General features: G+C 40.5%; 14 protein-coding genes. 6 read left to right on the top strand and 8 right to left on the bottom strand.

The genetic code is table 11. The annotated features are described in order from the left end of the window. The first annotated feature begins 35 nt into the window (after nt 1-35). On the top strand, nt 36-1,232 hold the full coding sequence (locus HUN22_RS08820) for an alpha/beta fold hydrolase (RefSeq protein WP_217488122.1): 1,197 nt from the start codon (nt 36-38) through the stop codon (nt 1,230-1,232). 65 nt (nt 1,233-1,297) lie between these two features. Here the strand turns inward: HUN22_RS08820 and phoR are convergent, their stop codons facing one another. The 3 genes from phoR to HUN22_RS08805 all read right to left on the bottom strand — a co-directional run bounded on the left by phoR (nt 1,298) and on the right by HUN22_RS08805 (nt 4,302). After that, on the bottom strand, nt 1,298-2,656 hold the full coding sequence (gene phoR / locus HUN22_RS08815; RefSeq protein ID WP_174728213.1) for a phosphate regulon sensor histidine kinase PhoR: 1,359 nt from the start codon (nt 2,654-2,656) through the stop codon (nt 1,298-1,300). 9 nt (nt 2,657-2,665) lie between these two features. Beyond that, nucleotides 2,666-3,376 (bottom strand): phosphate regulon transcriptional regulator PhoB, encoded by a 711-nt coding sequence (gene phoB / locus HUN22_RS08810; RefSeq protein ID WP_003654166.1) that lies wholly within the window; start codon nt 3,374-3,376, stop codon nt 2,666-2,668. 254 nt (nt 3,377-3,630) lie between these two features. Continuing rightward, nucleotides 3,631-4,302 (bottom strand): TetR/AcrR family transcriptional regulator, encoded by a 672-nt coding sequence (locus tag HUN22_RS08805; RefSeq protein WP_000224580.1) that lies wholly within the window; start codon nt 4,300-4,302, stop codon nt 3,631-3,633. Nucleotides 4,303-4,514: 212 nt separating this feature from the next. Between HUN22_RS08805 and HUN22_RS08800 the strand changes: the two genes are divergently transcribed. Next, the gene (locus tag HUN22_RS08800; RefSeq protein ID WP_174728210.1) at nt 4,515-5,348 is read left to right on the top strand and encodes an SDR family NAD(P)-dependent oxidoreductase; all 834 of its coding nucleotides are present in this window, start codon (nt 4,515-4,517) and stop codon (nt 5,346-5,348) included. A 58-nt stretch (nt 5,349-5,406) separates the two neighbouring features. On the opposite strand, the gene HUN22_RS08795 is transcribed toward HUN22_RS08800, so the two are convergent. The 5 genes from HUN22_RS08795 to HUN22_RS08775 all read right to left on the bottom strand — a co-directional run bounded on the left by HUN22_RS08795 (nt 5,407) and on the right by HUN22_RS08775 (nt 10,550). After that, on the bottom strand, nt 5,407-6,774 hold the full coding sequence (locus HUN22_RS08795) for an MATE family efflux transporter (RefSeq protein ID WP_217488121.1): 1,368 nt from the start codon (nt 6,772-6,774) through the stop codon (nt 5,407-5,409). Between the two features lie 106 nt (nt 6,775-6,880). Next, complete coding sequence (locus HUN22_RS08790; RefSeq protein ID WP_174728204.1) at nt 6,881-8,035, bottom strand: pyridoxal phosphate-dependent aminotransferase; 1,155 nt, start codon at nt 8,033-8,035, stop codon at nt 6,881-6,883. 28 nt (nt 8,036-8,063) lie between these two features. Continuing rightward, complete coding sequence (locus HUN22_RS08785; protein WP_174728201.1) at nt 8,064-9,374, bottom strand: DUF445 domain-containing protein; 1,311 nt, start codon at nt 9,372-9,374, stop codon at nt 8,064-8,066. Nucleotides 9,375-9,387: 13 nt separating this feature from the next. After that, nucleotides 9,388-9,951: a CC0125/CC1285 family lipoprotein gene (locus tag HUN22_RS08780; RefSeq protein ID WP_002122008.1), complete on the bottom strand. Its 564-nt coding sequence runs from the start codon at nt 9,949-9,951 to the stop codon at nt 9,388-9,390. 59 nt (nt 9,952-10,010) lie between these two features. Next, on the bottom strand, nt 10,011-10,550 hold the full coding sequence (locus HUN22_RS08775; RefSeq protein WP_174728199.1) for a DUF924 family protein: 540 nt from the start codon (nt 10,548-10,550) through the stop codon (nt 10,011-10,013). Nucleotides 10,551-10,718: 168 nt separating this feature from the next. Here HUN22_RS08775 and gshA point away from each other — a divergent pair, with 168 nt between their 5' ends. The 4 genes from gshA to HUN22_RS08755 form a co-directional block, all read left to right on the top strand. Then, complete coding sequence (gshA, locus tag HUN22_RS08770; protein WP_174728196.1) at nt 10,719-12,296, top strand: glutamate--cysteine ligase; 1,578 nt, start codon at nt 10,719-10,721, stop codon at nt 12,294-12,296. A gap of 16 nt (nt 12,297-12,312) precedes the next feature. Further along, nucleotides 12,313-12,834, top strand: coding sequence for a disulfide bond formation protein B (locus tag HUN22_RS08765; protein WP_174728193.1), 522 nt, complete (start codon nt 12,313-12,315; stop codon nt 12,832-12,834). Nucleotides 12,835-12,990: 156 nt separating this feature from the next. Then, nucleotides 12,991-16,293 (top strand): type VI secretion system Vgr family protein, encoded by a 3,303-nt coding sequence (locus HUN22_RS08760; RefSeq protein ID WP_217488120.1) that lies wholly within the window; start codon nt 12,991-12,993, stop codon nt 16,291-16,293. 13 nt (nt 16,294-16,306) lie between these two features. Then, a partial coding sequence (locus HUN22_RS08755) for a LysM peptidoglycan-binding domain-containing protein (RefSeq protein WP_174728190.1) occupies nt 16,307-16,613 on the top strand: 307 nt, incomplete at its 3' end.

Here is a 16,613-nt window from a genome sequence, read left to right as displayed (position 1 = left end):
GATAGATATAATGTAAATAATAGAGGAGTAATCCCTTGATTAAAAAAAGTAATTCTTTTTTAAAAATTTTATTTAGTAGTGCTTGTTTGATGTCGGGTTCTGCTATGGCCGCTCCAATTACAGATTTGAGTAAGCAAATTGTGAGTGAAAAACCAGGTTCAATACTCTCTATAGCACAGCAAGATGTGACAGATTTATTTCCTCATGCTAGTCAGCGTTTATTGGTCAATTATCGTAGTCGAGGTATTCAGAACGAGCCTATTGTTGCATCGGCTTTTATTTTATTACCGAAAGGCACACCGCCAAAAAATGGCTGGCCTATACTTGCTTGGGCGCATGGCACGACAGGAGTTGCCGATACTTGTGCACCTTCTGGTGATTATGCAGGTGGCCCAGTTCATGCATATCAAGAAGTGGCTTCAAAAGCTTTAGATGGTTGGCTTGCACGTGGTTATGTAGTTGTCGCACCTGATTATCAGGGACTAGGTACGTTAGGCGCACATCCCTATATGAATGCAAAGAGCCAGCTACATACAGTGGTCGATGCAGTGCGGGCATTACATGTGCTTAAGCCTAAAGATTTCAATAAACAGTGGTTGGTGATGGGGCATAGTCAAGGCGGAGCTGCGGCAATTGCAGTGGCTGCTTATGGTCAAAAAGATGCGCCTGAATTAGATTTAAAAGGGGCGATTGCTCTTGCACCAGGTGGCTATCAATATGAGGGCATTGCAGAATATGTGCAGACTCATCCAAACCCGGAACCTAGTGTGGCGGCTTTCTTCCCGATTATGTTGTTGGGAGCGCAAGCAGCGGAACCAAAGATTGTTCCTGAAAATTTAGTCAGCCCAGAAATGAACGCGGTGCTGACTCAAGCACGCAGTCGCTGTTTATCTGAACTTCAATCTGATTTGAAGAAGTCTCCTGCTAGCATATTTAAAGCTGATGCGGACTTAAAACCTCTTTTGGATTATCTAAAACAGCAGTCTATTGAAAATATGGTACCTACCGTACCGCTAATGATTGTTCAGGGTTCTAAAGATCATTTAGTCGATCCGAGAGGGACATATGCCTATTATCAACAGCTATGTAAATTAAAAAAACCAACGATTTATCAGACAATTGATGGCGGAGATCACCGCGATGCATTACGTCAGAGCAATACCTTTGCCACTAGTTTTCTAAATGTCATAGAGAAAAATCAGACAAAATCGTATTGCTCGAATCTTAAGTAAATTGGTTTAAATACTAAAAAAACCGACTTTTCATAAGTCGGCTTTTTATATGTGAGAGGGCAACTTTAGGTCATGTTATAGAGTCTTTCTTTTGGAAAAACTGCGGTAAATGTTGATCCTTCGTTTTCTTTAGACTGTACATCTAAATACGCGCCGTGTTGCATCAACACGTGTTTTACAATCGCCAAGCCTAAACCTGTACCACCTGTTTGACGACTACGGTCGCTATCAACGCGATAGAAGCGTTCAGTCAGTCGTGGCAAATGTTTAGGATTAATTCCAATGCCCGTGTCTTGCACACTAAAGTAAGCATGTTCACCATCATCGTGCCAGCCAATGGTAATGGTTCCGCCTTTTGGCGTGTATTTAATAGCATTAGTAATTAAGTTACTAAACGCACTGGCAATTTCCATGTCAGAACCAATCAGGTCACAGTGGCTATCAATATGTAAATTGAGCGTGTGTCCATAATCGGCATTATAGGCCTGAGCATCATCAAAGAGTTGATTCATTAAACTCGGCATTTCAATAATCTGATTTTTTGCAATTTTTTTATTATTTTCTAAATTCGATAACAGCAGTAAATCATTCACCAAAGCATTCATACGCTTGGTTTGGGACTGCATTTGATCAAATGCACGTTTCCAGCGTGGGCTAATATCTTCCTGATCGGTAAATGTCTCGATATAACCACTAAGCACGGTTAATGGTGTACGGAGTTCATGCGAAATATTATCGACGAAGTCTTTACGCATTTGCTCAAGGTTGTGCATACGAGTCACATCGTAAGCCACCAATAAACGACTTTCTCCACCAAATCGTGTGAGCTTAACCTGTACATAGCGGTCATCATCAAAATTTGAGTGAAGTTTGATGCCATCTGGCGCCTGATCAATATTGTTAAAATATTCAATAAAGGTTGGCTGACGTAAAATCGTTAAGAGGTTTCGGCCACGGTCTAGCGGGCTAATCCCTAATAAACGTTCGGCAGCAGGGTTCCACCATTCGATTTGATGTTGGTCATCAATAAGTACAACTGCTTCAGCAAGTGCGACTAATGAAGACTGTGCTCGGTCAATTAAACCGACCATTTCTGCCTGAACAATTCGTTCTTGGCGCTGAGCACGGTAAACATTAAATAACAATGCCCCCCAAATCCCGTTAAGATTTGGAGGCACATCATAAGGTTTATTCGCAATCCAGTCATTGACCAGATATAAAGAACGCAACTGGAGTGTAAAAAACACCACGAAGGCGATAAAAATACAACTCCAGAAATACCCAAGGCCTAAACCGACTAAACCGGCAATAATTATAAAAAATAATAAAAGCCGTAAATCTTGTTTGGCAAACGTCCATAAACTACTGTAGCGGGAAAGCTTTTGTTCACGTACCTGTTCGGGGACGGGGTAGGGTTCATACATAAATCTTGGTTAACCTGCGGCTAAATCTGCACGTGTTGAGAAACGATAGCCTGTTCCACGTACAGTCTGAACAAATCGGTCAACACCAAAAGGCTCTAAAACTTTACGCAAACGGCGAATATGCACATCGATAGTGCGGTCTTCAATGTATACATTACCGCCCCAGACTTGATCGAGCAACTGGGCACGAGTATACGCACGCTCTGGATGGGTCATAAAAAATGCAAGTAAGCGATATTCTGTTGGACCCATATCTAAAATACTATCACCGAAGCTGACGCGTTGGCTTACAGGATCAAGGATTAAGCCATTGGCATCAATCATTTTTTCGCCACTTAATGCATTTGCACGACGTAGAACCGCTTTAATACGTGAAACTAGTTCACGTGTTGAGAAAGGCTTCGTCATGTAGTCATCTGCACCTGCATCAAGACCTTGTACTTTATGGTCTTCTTCTCCGCGAGCAGTAAGCATAATCACAGGAATTTCTGCGAGGTTCTCATCACGTTTTAAGCGGCGACATAAATCCACACCACTTACGCCTCCAGGTAACATCCAGTCGAGCAAGATAAGCGCTGGACGTTGGTCGACGATAATTTGATGAGCCTGTTTGGCATCTTCTGCCTGCAAACATTGAAAGCCTGCCATGTCCAAAGAAGTATGGATCATTTCACGAATAGGGAGCTCATCATCGACAATTAAAATATAGTCATCTTTCACAGCGCAATATCCTATAGATTTAACGGTGAACCGTTTTGTAGTTATGACAGGCTTATTACAAAGATTAATTATGACAATTTCATTGCAGAAAAGTCTATAAAATTGAATTTAGCAATAATTTGTGACAAAACCAAGGCAAAGGTATGACCAAATTGTGACATGTAAGCCTCAAACTTTCTAAAGTCATTCAATAGGTTATCATAGCAATTGCTTAGTTGATTTTTCACATTTTAAGCTGTCAAAAAACTTTAATATTATTTTGAAACTTGCGCTAATAAAGATAAGAAAACAATACGGCATGCGGTTAAAACCTGCTCAAGCGACTGTTCAAACCCTCCCATAACCCATCGAATCGCAATTTGAGTGACGTATCCATTTAAGCCAGTTGCGATTAAAGAAAGCTCATTTTCATGATGTTGAATTTGCGGCATAGTCAACATAACAAAGGCCTGAATCATGCGATCAAATTGTGCAAGTGTTTCTTGAATGGTGGCCTGATTATGTAATTCTTGTACCAAGACTGCATCGACATAGACAATACGAGCTAATCTCGGATCATCTTTTAAAGTAGTTAGTAGTGCCCTTAAACCGGCATCGACCATTTTTTCTGGATCGGGTGCAGCTTTAATCACGGCTTGCATCAGATTTTGCTGTAATTCTTCAATCATTTTTAAAAAGATGGTTTGGAATAAATCTTCACTCTTTTTAAATGATTCATAAAAATAACGTTCAGTGAGTTTTGCCTCTTGGCATACATCTTTTACCGTCACGGAAAAAAAACCGAGGGTTCCGTAGGTCGCAATACCTGCTTCAATCAGTTTTTCACGGCGCGCCTCTTTACGTTCAGATAGAGATAACCCTTTGAACTGACGTTCTTTACTCACACTTTTTGTTTTCTTTTTACTGGTTGAGTCGTTAGTCGCCATAAATAAGTCGTTTCCTAAAGAATGGTTTCCTAATTTATAGGTTTTGGCCAAATATGCTTACTATGATAAAGCGCTCAGAAGAATTGTGCCATTCTATCTGAAATTACAGTGTACTATATTGACAATGTGTATTGTCAAAATTATATTAAAGATGTCTGAACTGCACATGCAATGAACCGGTTGTGCAAATATCGAAAAACAAAGGATGGACAATGAAAAATTTTAAAAACAAAGTCGCTGCAATTACGGGCGCAGGTTCTGGCATTGGGCAACAGTTAGCAATTCTTTTGGCAAAACAGGGCTGCCATCTTTCGTTGAGTGATATTAATGAAAAAGGATTACAACAAACTGTCGAGCTTTTAAAACCGTACAGCGATATTACTGTGACTACCAAAAAGCTTGATGTATCTGACCGTGAAGCAGTAAAACAGTGGGCACAAGAAACTGTGCAAGATCACGGCTCTGTTAACCTGATTTTTAACAATGCTGGTGTTGCGTTAGGTTCAACTGTCGAAGGCGCGACCTACGAAGATTTAGAGTGGATTGTGGGGATTAACTTCTGGGGTGTCGTATACGGTACTAAAGAATTTTTACCGTTCATTAAGCAGACTCAAGATGGCCATATTATTAACATCTCGAGCTTATTTGGTTTAACTGCTCAACCAACCCAATCTGGCTATAATGCAACTAAATTTGCTGTGCGTGGTTTTACCGAATCATTACGCCAAGAGTTGGATATTGAAAAAAGTGGCGTGAGTTCTTTGTGCGTACATCCGGGGGGTATTCGTACCAATATTGCTAAAGCTGCAAAAATGAGTGATAGCTTGAATAGTTTAGGGATGGACCCTGCTAAATCAATTCAAAACTTTGACAAGCTACTGCGTACCCCACCAGAAGAAGCGGCTCGTCAAATTTTGGATGCCGTTTTGAAAAATAAACGCCGTTTATTGATTGGTAGTGATGCAAAAATTCTTGATGCATTTCAGCGGTTGTTCCCGACAGGGTATCAACGTGCTTCAACTATTGTGACCAAATGGATGAAATAATTTTTTAACTAAAAAAAGCCATCAAATGATGGCTTTTTTTTATGTGGCTTGGATGGTTCTAAATAAGAACTTTGATCGTCTTTTTCTTCCAGATAAATTGATAATACAAGCCTTGAATAATACATAGACTGACAAATGCCAAGGCATAGGCAACCCAAATGCCTTTAAGTCCCCACATTGAGCTAAACCAATAAGCACATGGAATTTCAATAAATAAAATGGCAGAGATGTTAATCAGCATTGGAACAGTCACAGTTCCACTGGCACGCATGATCGATGCAAAAATGGCACCTGCGCCAAAGAATAAAATTGCCCAAAGCACAATAAATAAAAGTTGCTGGCCTAACACGACGACAGTTGGGTCGGTAATGAATAAAGCCATTAAATATTTTGAAAATAGATAACCAAGTGCAATTAAGGCACCGGTAAATAAAAAGTTCATGCCTAAAGCAGTACGAGTCACACGAGATAATAAGTCAGATTTACCTGCACCAATGGCTTGCGCTGCAAAAATTGAAGCTGCAATTGAGATCGAAATCGCTGGAAACTGAATGTAGTTGAGCACTTGATTCACTGCACCATACGCTGCTGTAGCATGTGAACCATAATGGTTAACCAACCCAACAATTACTAAACCCGCCATTGAGGTCGTAATCATTTGAATGCCGGTTGGGACGCCTAAGCGCAAAATGATTTTGCTCAGTTCTGGATTATGACGGATATGTTGCAGAAGCTGACGGTTCGGGCGAAGTGAATGATTTTTCTTGTTAAGATAAATCGCGAGAAAAATTAAGATAGCCACATATCCTGTTATGGTGGCAATTGCTGGAGCAATAATCCCTAGAGCGGGTAAGCCAAAATAACCTTTAAGCAATATCGGGGTAATCACCAAACCAATTACACTGGTTAAAGCAAGGGCCAGTAAAGGGGTAGTACTGTCTCCGACACCACGTAAAATTGAGGTATAGATAATATAAACAAACAGAAGTGGGCTACCCGCCAGCATCCATTGCACATAAGGCAACGAGAGATGCATTACCTTTGGATCGGTACCTAAAAGCTCCAAAATATCATGGGCGAAAAACACACCAATAATTGCAGTAATGACTCCACCAATAATGGTCATAAACAGGGTAGAACCAACCACACTTTGGACTTTTTCTATATTTTGCGCGCCCCATGCTTGTCCGACTAAAACAGTCGTACCCGTTGAAATCCCGATAATAAAAGCGAGGAGCAAAAACAAAATAGGAAAAAAAACCGAGACGGCAGCAATCGCATCAACTCCCATCATTTGACCAACAAAGATGGTGTTAATCGTTCCAGACAAGTTCTGCAAAATATTGGTTGCAATCAAGGGTAGCAAGAAAACAAAAAATGTTTTCCATAGATTTTGCTGTTGAATTAAGGACTGTCTTGGTGGCATGTGTTCTCCATCGCCCATCTCTTTGATGAGCGGGGCGGATATTCAACTTAGCATAGTTGGAGCGAATGACTTGTAGTATTTTTACAGCGCTAAGTGGCTAAATTTATTAACATTGATTCAAAATTTCTCCTGCTTTTTGCAGAGTGTCATCATTTTTAGCAAAGCAGAATCGAATCAAGCGTAAAGACTCAGGCGCTTGCTGATAGAAAACCGAAACTGGAATAGCCACAATCTTATGTTGCTCGGCAAGAAACTGGCACATTTGTACATCGTTTAAGTCGGGACGAATTTGACTGTAATCGAGGTTTTGGAAATAAGTACCTTGAGAAGGTTTAAGTAAAAAACGACTATTGTGAATTGCCTGATTAAATCGATCTCTTTTCGTTTGGTAAAACTGCGAAAGCTCTTGAATATGTTCTGGATGTTGCTGCATATATTGCGCTAGTGCAATCTGACAAGGAGTCGTACCACAGAAATTCGCATATTGATAAATCTGGCGGAATAAACGCATTAGCTCAGGTGAAGCGACGCAGTAACCCGTTTTCCATCCCGTCACATGAAAGGTTTTTCCAAAAGAACCAATCACGAAACTACGCTCTCTAAGCTCTGGAAAATGCAATGCACTAAAGTGTTGTTGACCATCAAAAACTAAGTGTTCATAGACCTCATCGGATAAAACCACAATGTTTTTATCTTGAATCAGTTCAATGAGCTCTAACCAGTCTTGTTTTGCCCAAATCGTACCTGTTGGATTATGGGGCGTATTCACCACAATCATACGGGTTTTGTCATTGATCAGATCTTTAACTTGTTGCCAGTTCACCTTAAAGTCAGGTGCTTGCAAGGCAATATGAACCGCTTTACCGCCTGCTAATTCGACAGAAGGGCCATAACTATCATAACTTGGGTCAAAAATAATGACTTCATCACCTGCATTGATGCAGGCTTGTATGGCACAAAAAATTGCTATGGTTGCGCCGGGAGTAATCGTGATTTGAGTAACAGGATCAAGTTGAAGTCGATCACGCTGCTGAAATTGTAAAGCGAGTTGCTCGCGTAAACCGAGAATACCATCGCCAGGTGGGTACTGATTATGTCCAGCTAAAGTCGCTTGAGATAAGGCTTCAAGTAAGGCTTGTGGCGCCGGAAAATCTGGAAAGCCTTGTGACAGGTTGAGTGCACCTAGACGATGTGCCAGTGCCGTCATGGTACTAAAAATAGTCACGCCTTGAGTGGCCAATTTTGACTGTAGCTGAAGCATATTGTTCTCTTATTAAAAATATTTAAAGTTATAAAATTGATTCAATCACCGCTCGAATTACACCGAGTGTCAAACCAATAAATGCACCCACTACCACACCATTTACTCGGATCATGTGCAAGTCGCCACCGACTTCATTTTCAATTTTTCCGATCATTTCCCGAGAGTCCCACTCATGAATGCGCTCACTGACATAGCGTATGATTTTATGGCTATATTGATCCGTAAAATTCATCGCAAGTCCTGTCATTTCTTTGTTGAGAACTTCTCGTACTTTTGCATTTTGAACAAGGTTTTCACCGAGTTGCTGAATTGCAGCTCGCAGGTTCATTGCAATGCCGGAGTCTTCTTTCATTAAATCTTCTTTAATGGCATCACATAAAATCGTAACAGCACCACTAATAAAATTTAAAACTTGCGGACTATCAAGGAGAGCATCTTTACCGCTATTAAGGCGTTGACTGGCAACACTATCGGGTTTCGCTAGCTCCAGCATGAGAGAGTGGGCGATGGTTTCAATTTCTTGTCGCCATGGGTGTTCATGATCGGCCAGCATCGATTCTACTTTTTCAACCAGTGAATCGATGGTACGTTGTTGAACATCAATTCCAATCCAGCTTGCACCTTTTGCAAGTGACCAGACACCCAACGCTTTAAACATTTTTCGGGTTAATTCACGGGTTTTATCTGGGTTTTGTACGACCCATTCATGAGCGATATCGAGACCACGTTGTAAAACATCTTGGTGGAAATCATTTTCCAATACTGCACGCAGCATTTCACTGGCGAGTTTGTTGACTTGGGTATTACGTACCCATTGCACACTGTTGTTTTGCACGAAATTAGCAATTTGCTCTTGGCTCACAAATTCAAAAATTTTCGGTACAGTTTGCTGAATGAGTTGCACCACTTGTGTATTGTTTTGTGGACTTGCTAACCATTGACCAATTGCGAGGCTTAAGTCTGTTTTTTCTAAGCTTTTTTCGACCACTTGAGGCGAAAGAAAATTTTCCTGTACAAAACGGCCCATTGACTCGGCAATGCGTGCCTTGTTACGCGGAATAATCTCGGTATGGTCCCGTAAAAACTTAGGTATTGGTAACTTACCAAAAGGGTTCCGAAACAGAACTGTAATCGCGTACCAATCGGCTAGACCACCAACTACACCTGCTTCGGCCCCTAGCATTAAAATATGAATAAAACCTGTGTACTCTGGCAGAAAACGGTCGGCTACCATCAGTGCAATCCACAGCACAACGACGATGATCAGCGCTAGGGTAGCAAAATATTTACTACGTTTAAGACTGGGCACGTGGTGAACTTCTTCTGCCATGCTCATAAATTTATCCTATTCATTTTTGTTTTACTGGAGGCTCGGGTGGTGGCAACAGCGCTCCTGTCGGACTCAATCCATATTTTTGTCCGATTGATTTCAAGATCAAGGTTGCATCAAAAGCGTCTTGAGGAGCCTGCTTTTGATCCCGATAACATTCAATAGTATACGACACTTGAACAGGGTCGATATTGACCACTTGTGGGAAATCATAGAACGGATCATGCCAGAAACCCGGATAGCGACGACCATAGCCATAAGGATAAAAGCTTGGAGCAGATGGATAAACCACAGCCTGACGTGGTGGTTTCTGACTTTGGTTACTTGGGTCATTGAGTACTTTAAAAAAGCGGAAACCTTTTTGTACGGTCGTTTGCGCTGATTTTACCAAAGTGATTTCTTCAGCTGCACCGTAACTCATATTCGGATCGGCTTGAAAACTAATACGAAATGTTTGCGCATTTAAAGGGTATGCGGAAAACTGGCCAAGTTGATCAAAGGTTTTTGGTTTACTTGGAGTCGTTGCACAAGCAGTTAAGGTTAAGGCAGTGCCTAAGGCTAAACAAAGAGAGAGATATTTCATGGTGAACTCCCAGCTGAGCATTAAAACAAAGATGACTCAGCATTAAAAATTAAGAAGCTTTAAAAACTACTGTTCGGTTCTAATAAAAATTCGGTTTCCTCTGGAGTAGAAACACGCCCGAGAATGGTATTGCGATGAGGATAGCGTCCAAAGCGATCAATAATGACTTTATGCTTTTTCTCAAAGCTCAAGTTAATTTCATTGCCAAGACGTTGAAATAGTTTCAAGGCAAATTCATGGATCAATTTTGATTCACTATGCATAAATGGCATATATAAAAAAGAGCGTTGCTCTGGATTAAGCTGTGCATCGAGTTGCAAACTAATTGCTTCTTGTGCCAAAGCTAATGCCAAGCTGTCATAGGCAAAAGATTGGGGCTGATCACGATAGATGTTGCGAGAAAACTGGTCTAGTACAATAATCTCTGCCAAACGACCTTCTGGTGTTTTTCGCCAAGACCAGAGTTCTGCTTGAGTTGCCTGTCGATGAACATCAGAAAAATTTTCACGGATTTTTTTGTCAAAATCATCACTTTTTGCAAACCAAAGTGAACGGTGTTCAGGAGAAAACCAGAAGTTTAAAATGTCTTGTTCGTTCATGATATTGACAACTCTTTAGCAATTATTCTTCAATAAAATCACAATTCTTTCGTGTCTTAAATAACAAGATTGTGATAAAAATTGCCAAACTGGAATGATGTGATTATATAAGTAACCGTATCATCTCACGATTTTGTATATAGTGATCTTTAATAAGCGAGCAAATGCATGAGTCAACCCACTACACCATCTCAATCAGTTATTCCTGCTTGGGTGGATTCGTCGCTACTACAAGGCATGTTACGTGGAATAGAGCGTGAAAGCCTACGTATGCAGAGTAATGGGTTCTTATCACAAGAGTTACATCCGAAGGCATTAGGTTCGGCTTTAACACATCCAAAAATTACAACTGATTATTCAGAAGCGTTGATGGAGTTTATTACCTCACCTAAGCCAACGATTGAAGAAGCTCTGCATGAGCTCACCGATATTCATGCGGTTGTACATCGTCATTTAGAAAATGGTGAAAAACTCTGGCCGCTGTCTATGCCATGTATGTTAGACGACAATGAAGAACGGATTCGTCTAGCGCAATATGGCACTTCTAATATTGGCCGTTTTAAAACACTATATCGCCGTGGGTTAGGAATTCGATATGGTCGTCGTATGCAGACCATTTCAGGAGTGCATTACAACTTATCTTTCCCAGATACACTTTTTGCTGAGCTACAAGCTCATGAAACTGACGAACAATTAAAATCATTAAGTTTGCAGGATTACCGTAGCCATCGTTATTTTGGCCTTATTCGTAATTTTATTCGTTTAACACCATTGGTCATGTTCTTGGTGGGCGCGAGTCCAACAGTATGTCGTTGTTTCTTGACTGGACACAAACATCATTTGTTGCCTTTAATCAAAGGTTCATACTATTTACCGTATGCTACTGCACTTCGTATGGGACGATTGGGCTACCAAAACTCAGCCCAAAAAAGCTTAGGTATTCATTACAACAATTTGTCTGGCTATCTGGATGGTTTACAAAAAGCCGTTCATTCTCCTTACCCACCATTTAGCCGTTTAGGGTTAAATGATGCATCTGGTGAGCCGTTGCAAATTAATGATCATGTTTTGCAGATTGAGAATGAATATTACAGTCTCGTTCGTCCAAAACAGGTGCCTCAAGCAGGTGAAACACCGTCTCAAGCTTTAAAAAATCGAGGCGTCGGTTATGTTGAGTTACGTGCTGTAGATGTAAATCCATACTCGGCAATTGGCGTTGATGAAACAACAGCAGGCTTCCTTGAAGTGTTAGCACTTTATTGTCTGTTAAGTGATAGCCCAGACCTGTTAGGTCCTGAGCAAGACTTGGTTGAGAAAAATCAGACAGAGGTGGTGAACCGAGGTCGAGCGCCGAACGCAAGCATTACAGATTTAACTGGGTCATATCACATCGAAGATTGGGCACGTTTATATATTGCAAAAATGCAAGATTGTGCGCAGCTACTCGATCAGACCTATGCAACGGATTTGTATGGTTCAGCTTTGGCGGTCATGCAAGAACGAATTGATGAAGTTGATGAAACTTTATCTGCCCATGTCATTGACGATACGTTAAAGCATGGTGGAACTTGGAGTTTTGGTAGCCACATGGCTCAGTTACATGCTGAAAGTTATGAACAGCATGAGCTTAGTGTGGAAACTTTGAAACATTTTGAACAGTTGGCTGCGCAATCTTTACAGCAGCAAGAAAAACTTGAGCAAGATACCAAGATCAGTTTTGATCAATATCTTGAACAATATCGATAATAAAACGAGGTTTTACATGCGATTAAGTTACCGTTTGGTGAGTGGACTACTTGTTTTAGCAAGTATAGTCGGCATGTCTTTTGCGTTGTATCTGGAACATGTAAAAGGTTTAGAGCCATGTCCGCTCTGTATTTTTCAACGTGTTGGCTTAATGGCGATGGGCCTTGTAGCACTCATAGCCTTTTTGCATAACCCAGTTTCCAATGCGGTTAAACGTTTTTATGCATTTTTGGCAGGTATTGCAATTTTATGGTCAGTGGGTGTGGCAGGACGTCACGTTTGGCTACAGCATTTGCCACCTGATCAAGTACCAAGCTGTGGGCCGGGTTTAAACTATTTAGTTGATGCCTTACCAATGAAAACAGTTTTACAAGAAGTATTGTCGGGTTCAGGTGAATGTGCAGCAATTGATTGGACCTTTTTAGGTCAATCTTTACCAGTTTGGTCATTGGTCTATTTCCTCTTACTATTACTGGTCTGTTTATGGCAATTGTTCCGTTTCTATCCAGTATTTAAGGCAACAAAAAAAAGAGCCTAAAGCTCTATAAAAAAGCCCAACACTATGTTGGGCTTTTTATTTTCGAGATATAGATCAAAATATAAGAAAACAAATTGAAAAAAAGAATAATGATATAGACAGATAGGTCTGTTTTTTATAAAGTGCAGCCGTTTTATATCCTTATGATTATAAAAAATGTTTTTTAATATCTTTAATGTTTTGGAAAAAATAGGGTTAAGTGCGCAGAAACGTGCCGTCCATGTGCAATTTTCTAATGAACTACTGAATAGCCAAGTTTTTTTACAACGTATAGAAGGCCAACACCAGCTAAATGGGGGATTGGAAGCTGAGTTGATCTGCCTTTCAACGAGTGCCCAAATTGCATTGAAGCAGTTTATAGGTGTGCAAGTTGCCGTTGATCAGGTCACTGATTCTGGACAATTATTTCGAATTACAGGAATTGTGACAGAAGCGAGTTATGGCCAGAGTGACGGTGCTTTAACGCTTTATAAATTGACCTTAAAAGACGCGACAAACTTATGGCACAAACGCCGTAATAGTCGTGTTTTTATGAATAAAAGCATTATTGAAGTCACGGAAGTTTTATTTAAAGAGTGGCAAGAAAAAAGTCCACTTTTTACGACAAGTTTAAGTCTCGACCTCAGTGGGTTAAGTCAGAGTTATGATATTCGCCCATTTATCATGCAGCACAATGAGTCTGATTATGACTTTCTTACACGCTTGTGGCGAAGTGAAGGCGTTAGTTGGTTAATCGATGAAAAAGAGCTTTTTGTTCCACATTTTACTGCTCCAGTACAGGCCCAAAAGCTTAGATTAATTGATGATAATAACCAGTACCAAGCTTTAGCACGCCGTAGCATTCGCTATCACAGAAGTAGCGCGACAGAATATCAAGATAGTATTACGGGTTTTGTCGCGGTGCGGAGTCTGCAACCGACTGCTGTGCATGTGCAACGCTGGCAGCCCGATGCCTTAGCACAAGAAGAAGGCGTTGGTTCCGTCATTACTACCCATACACATTCAGATAACTTTGATTCAGCGAGTTTAAGCCTTGAGCAAGCATGGCACATGAGTCCAGCTTGGATGCAAGATTTGAAAGGGGAAGATCAGGCCACTGCTTCAAGTAGTAATCAGCTAGAGAAATTGAATCAGCAATTTACGGATATGTACGCGAGTAGGGCTAAATATTTTAAGGCTTATAGTAGCGTCCGTGATAGTCAAGTCGGCTATTGGTTTAATTTACAGGAGCATCCTGAAATTGATCAGCATGAAGGAGCAGATCAAGAGTTCTTAATCATTGCTAAAAATTTCTATAACCAAAATAACTTACCAAAAGATTTACATCAGCAAGTGAGCCAGTTGTTAACCCAAAGTCGTTGGGATAAACATGGTTATGATGATATTGAGCGCCAAGGTAATGAGCTGACCCTAATACGCCGTCAGATCAAGACGACACCTGAATATAATCCAGAACAGCATCGCCCAATTGCTTACCCACAAAGAGCGAAAGTTGTGGGGCCAGAGGGAGAGACTATTCATGTTGATGAATGGGGGCGTATTAAGGTGCGTTTTCTATTTACCCGTAGTGATGATCATGGCCATGATGGTGGTGCAGGTAGCAATGACAATGATACCGACTCAGCTTGGGTAGATGTACTGACTCCTTGGGCAGGCGAGGGCTATGGAGCACGTTTCTTGCCACGTATTGGTGAAGTGGTAGTCATTGACTTCTTTGATGGCAATATTGACCGTCCATTTGTGACTGGGCGCATCCATGAAGTGCAGCGCTCACCAACCAAGTTCGATGTGAAAGGGCAGCTTCCTGATACTAAAAAGCTAAGTGGCATACGCAGTCAGGAAATCAATGGTAGTGGGTTTAACCAATTACGCTTTGATGACACAACAGGGCAAATCAGTACCCAACTCCAAAGTAGCCATGCAGCAACACAGCTGAACTTGGGTAATTTGAGCCATCCGAAAGAACAAGCGACGAGCCAAGGCCGTGGTGAAGGCTTTGAGCTAAGAACAGATGCTTGGGGAGCTGTGCGTGCGGGTAAAGGCATGCTCATTAGTACCTATGCACAAGAGCAAGCGATTGCAGACCACTTAGAAGCAGCTCAAGCACAATCCTTACTTTCACAAGGCTATGAAAGCATGAAAATGCTCAGTGAAGTTGCAGCAAAGCAACAAACTGATGCCTTAAACGTGATTAATCGCTTACCCAAATTCATCCAGTCACTTGAGCTAAAAACTACAGGACAGGCATTAGATAGTACGGTGAATCTATTTAAAGAAGGAATTAATAACGATCCTATTCACGCCTTAAAAGACTGTGGTGGCTTTATTCAAGATATTGGTGCGCTAGGGGGAAATGCAAAAGGCGTTGTAGACGAATTTAATTCTTTCTTTAGTGATGCCAAAGATGCGGTAGAAAATTTAAAAGCATTTATTGAAAATGTTGAAGAGCATGGTGCCGACATCGTTAAAGGAAAACTTGCCAGTATTAAAGACCGCATTCATAAAAATCCATTTGAAAGTATTCAAGAGGTTGGAAAAGTCTTAGCCAACGTCGAGACCAAAGACTTTGACATGATGAGTGTATGTGGAACGTTTAGTAAAGGCAGTAAATTGGAAGTATCACCTTCTAAAGCATTAAGTTCTTTGCAAGGCTTTATGGAGGGTTATACCCAAGGTTTAGAAAGCAGTTCCGATACTAAACAGCAAGAACAAGGCAAAATCTTTAGACAAGCGCTTATGTTATTAGCATCCCCAAATGGTATTGCTTTGACGACACCTGAAAATATTATTTTGCAAGCTTCGCAAGATATCGCAGAAAGTGCTAGTGGCTCAATTAACTTAAGTGCACAGAAAAATATCATTGGGCATGCACAAGACAAAATCAGTTTGTTTGCTGCACAAAAGGGTTTCCGTGCTTATGCAGCAAAAGGGAAGCTTGAACTACAAGCACAAGACGACGCTATTGAAGCAATTGCCAAAAAGGTCATCAAGCTCATTTCTACTGAAGAAAAAATCGAGCTTACAAGTCCAAAAGAAATTGTATTAACAGCAGGTGGATCGCAGCTCAAAATTAATGCAGATGGCGTATTTTCAACAACAGGCGGCAAGTTTGAAAGTAAAGCTGGGCAGCATTTGTTTACGAGTGGGGCGAAGGTTTCTTATGAGGTTCCTGAGTTGCCGAGTAGTGGTCCGTTCACTAAAGCATTTCATTTTATATCCTTAGAAGGGGAAAAAATAGAGAATGCAATTATCCAAGTCTACGAAAAAATAAATGATAGTTATAAATTTAAAATAGGTTCTAAAATTGATAAGTCAATCTTTAAATTAGAAGAAAGTGAAGAGAATATTGAATATAAAGCTCTAGTTGGATTTGATGATTGGGTTTCATGGTTTGAAGAAGAAGGAGAAGAAGTTGAAGAGATAGATTTAGGTGAACATTATAATCCGTTCGATAAATAATAAGGAGGATAAGATGAGTAATATACATATAGTCAAAAAAGGTGATACTCTTTGGGGTATCTCAAATAAATACCACATCAAGCTTAATGAATTAATTGAAATTAATGGATTATATGGCAGAAAGAAAAATTTACTAAAAATCGGACAACAGATATATCTAAAAAAAGAGAATGTTAAAAAATATGATACAACTTTAGTGATTAAAATTTATGATTTGAAATGGGAGCCGATTACCCATGGTAAGTTATTGCTAGAGTATGATGACAAATGTCATTTAGCGACTAGTAATGATAAAGGAGTAATAGAAGATATCCAAATTG

It is taken from the genome of Acinetobacter lactucae (assembly GCF_013344765.1).
GTDB classification, from domain to species: domain Bacteria; phylum Pseudomonadota; class Gammaproteobacteria; order Pseudomonadales; family Moraxellaceae; genus Acinetobacter; species Acinetobacter lactucae_A.
This window is presented reverse-complemented; position numbering and strand designations above follow the sequence as displayed.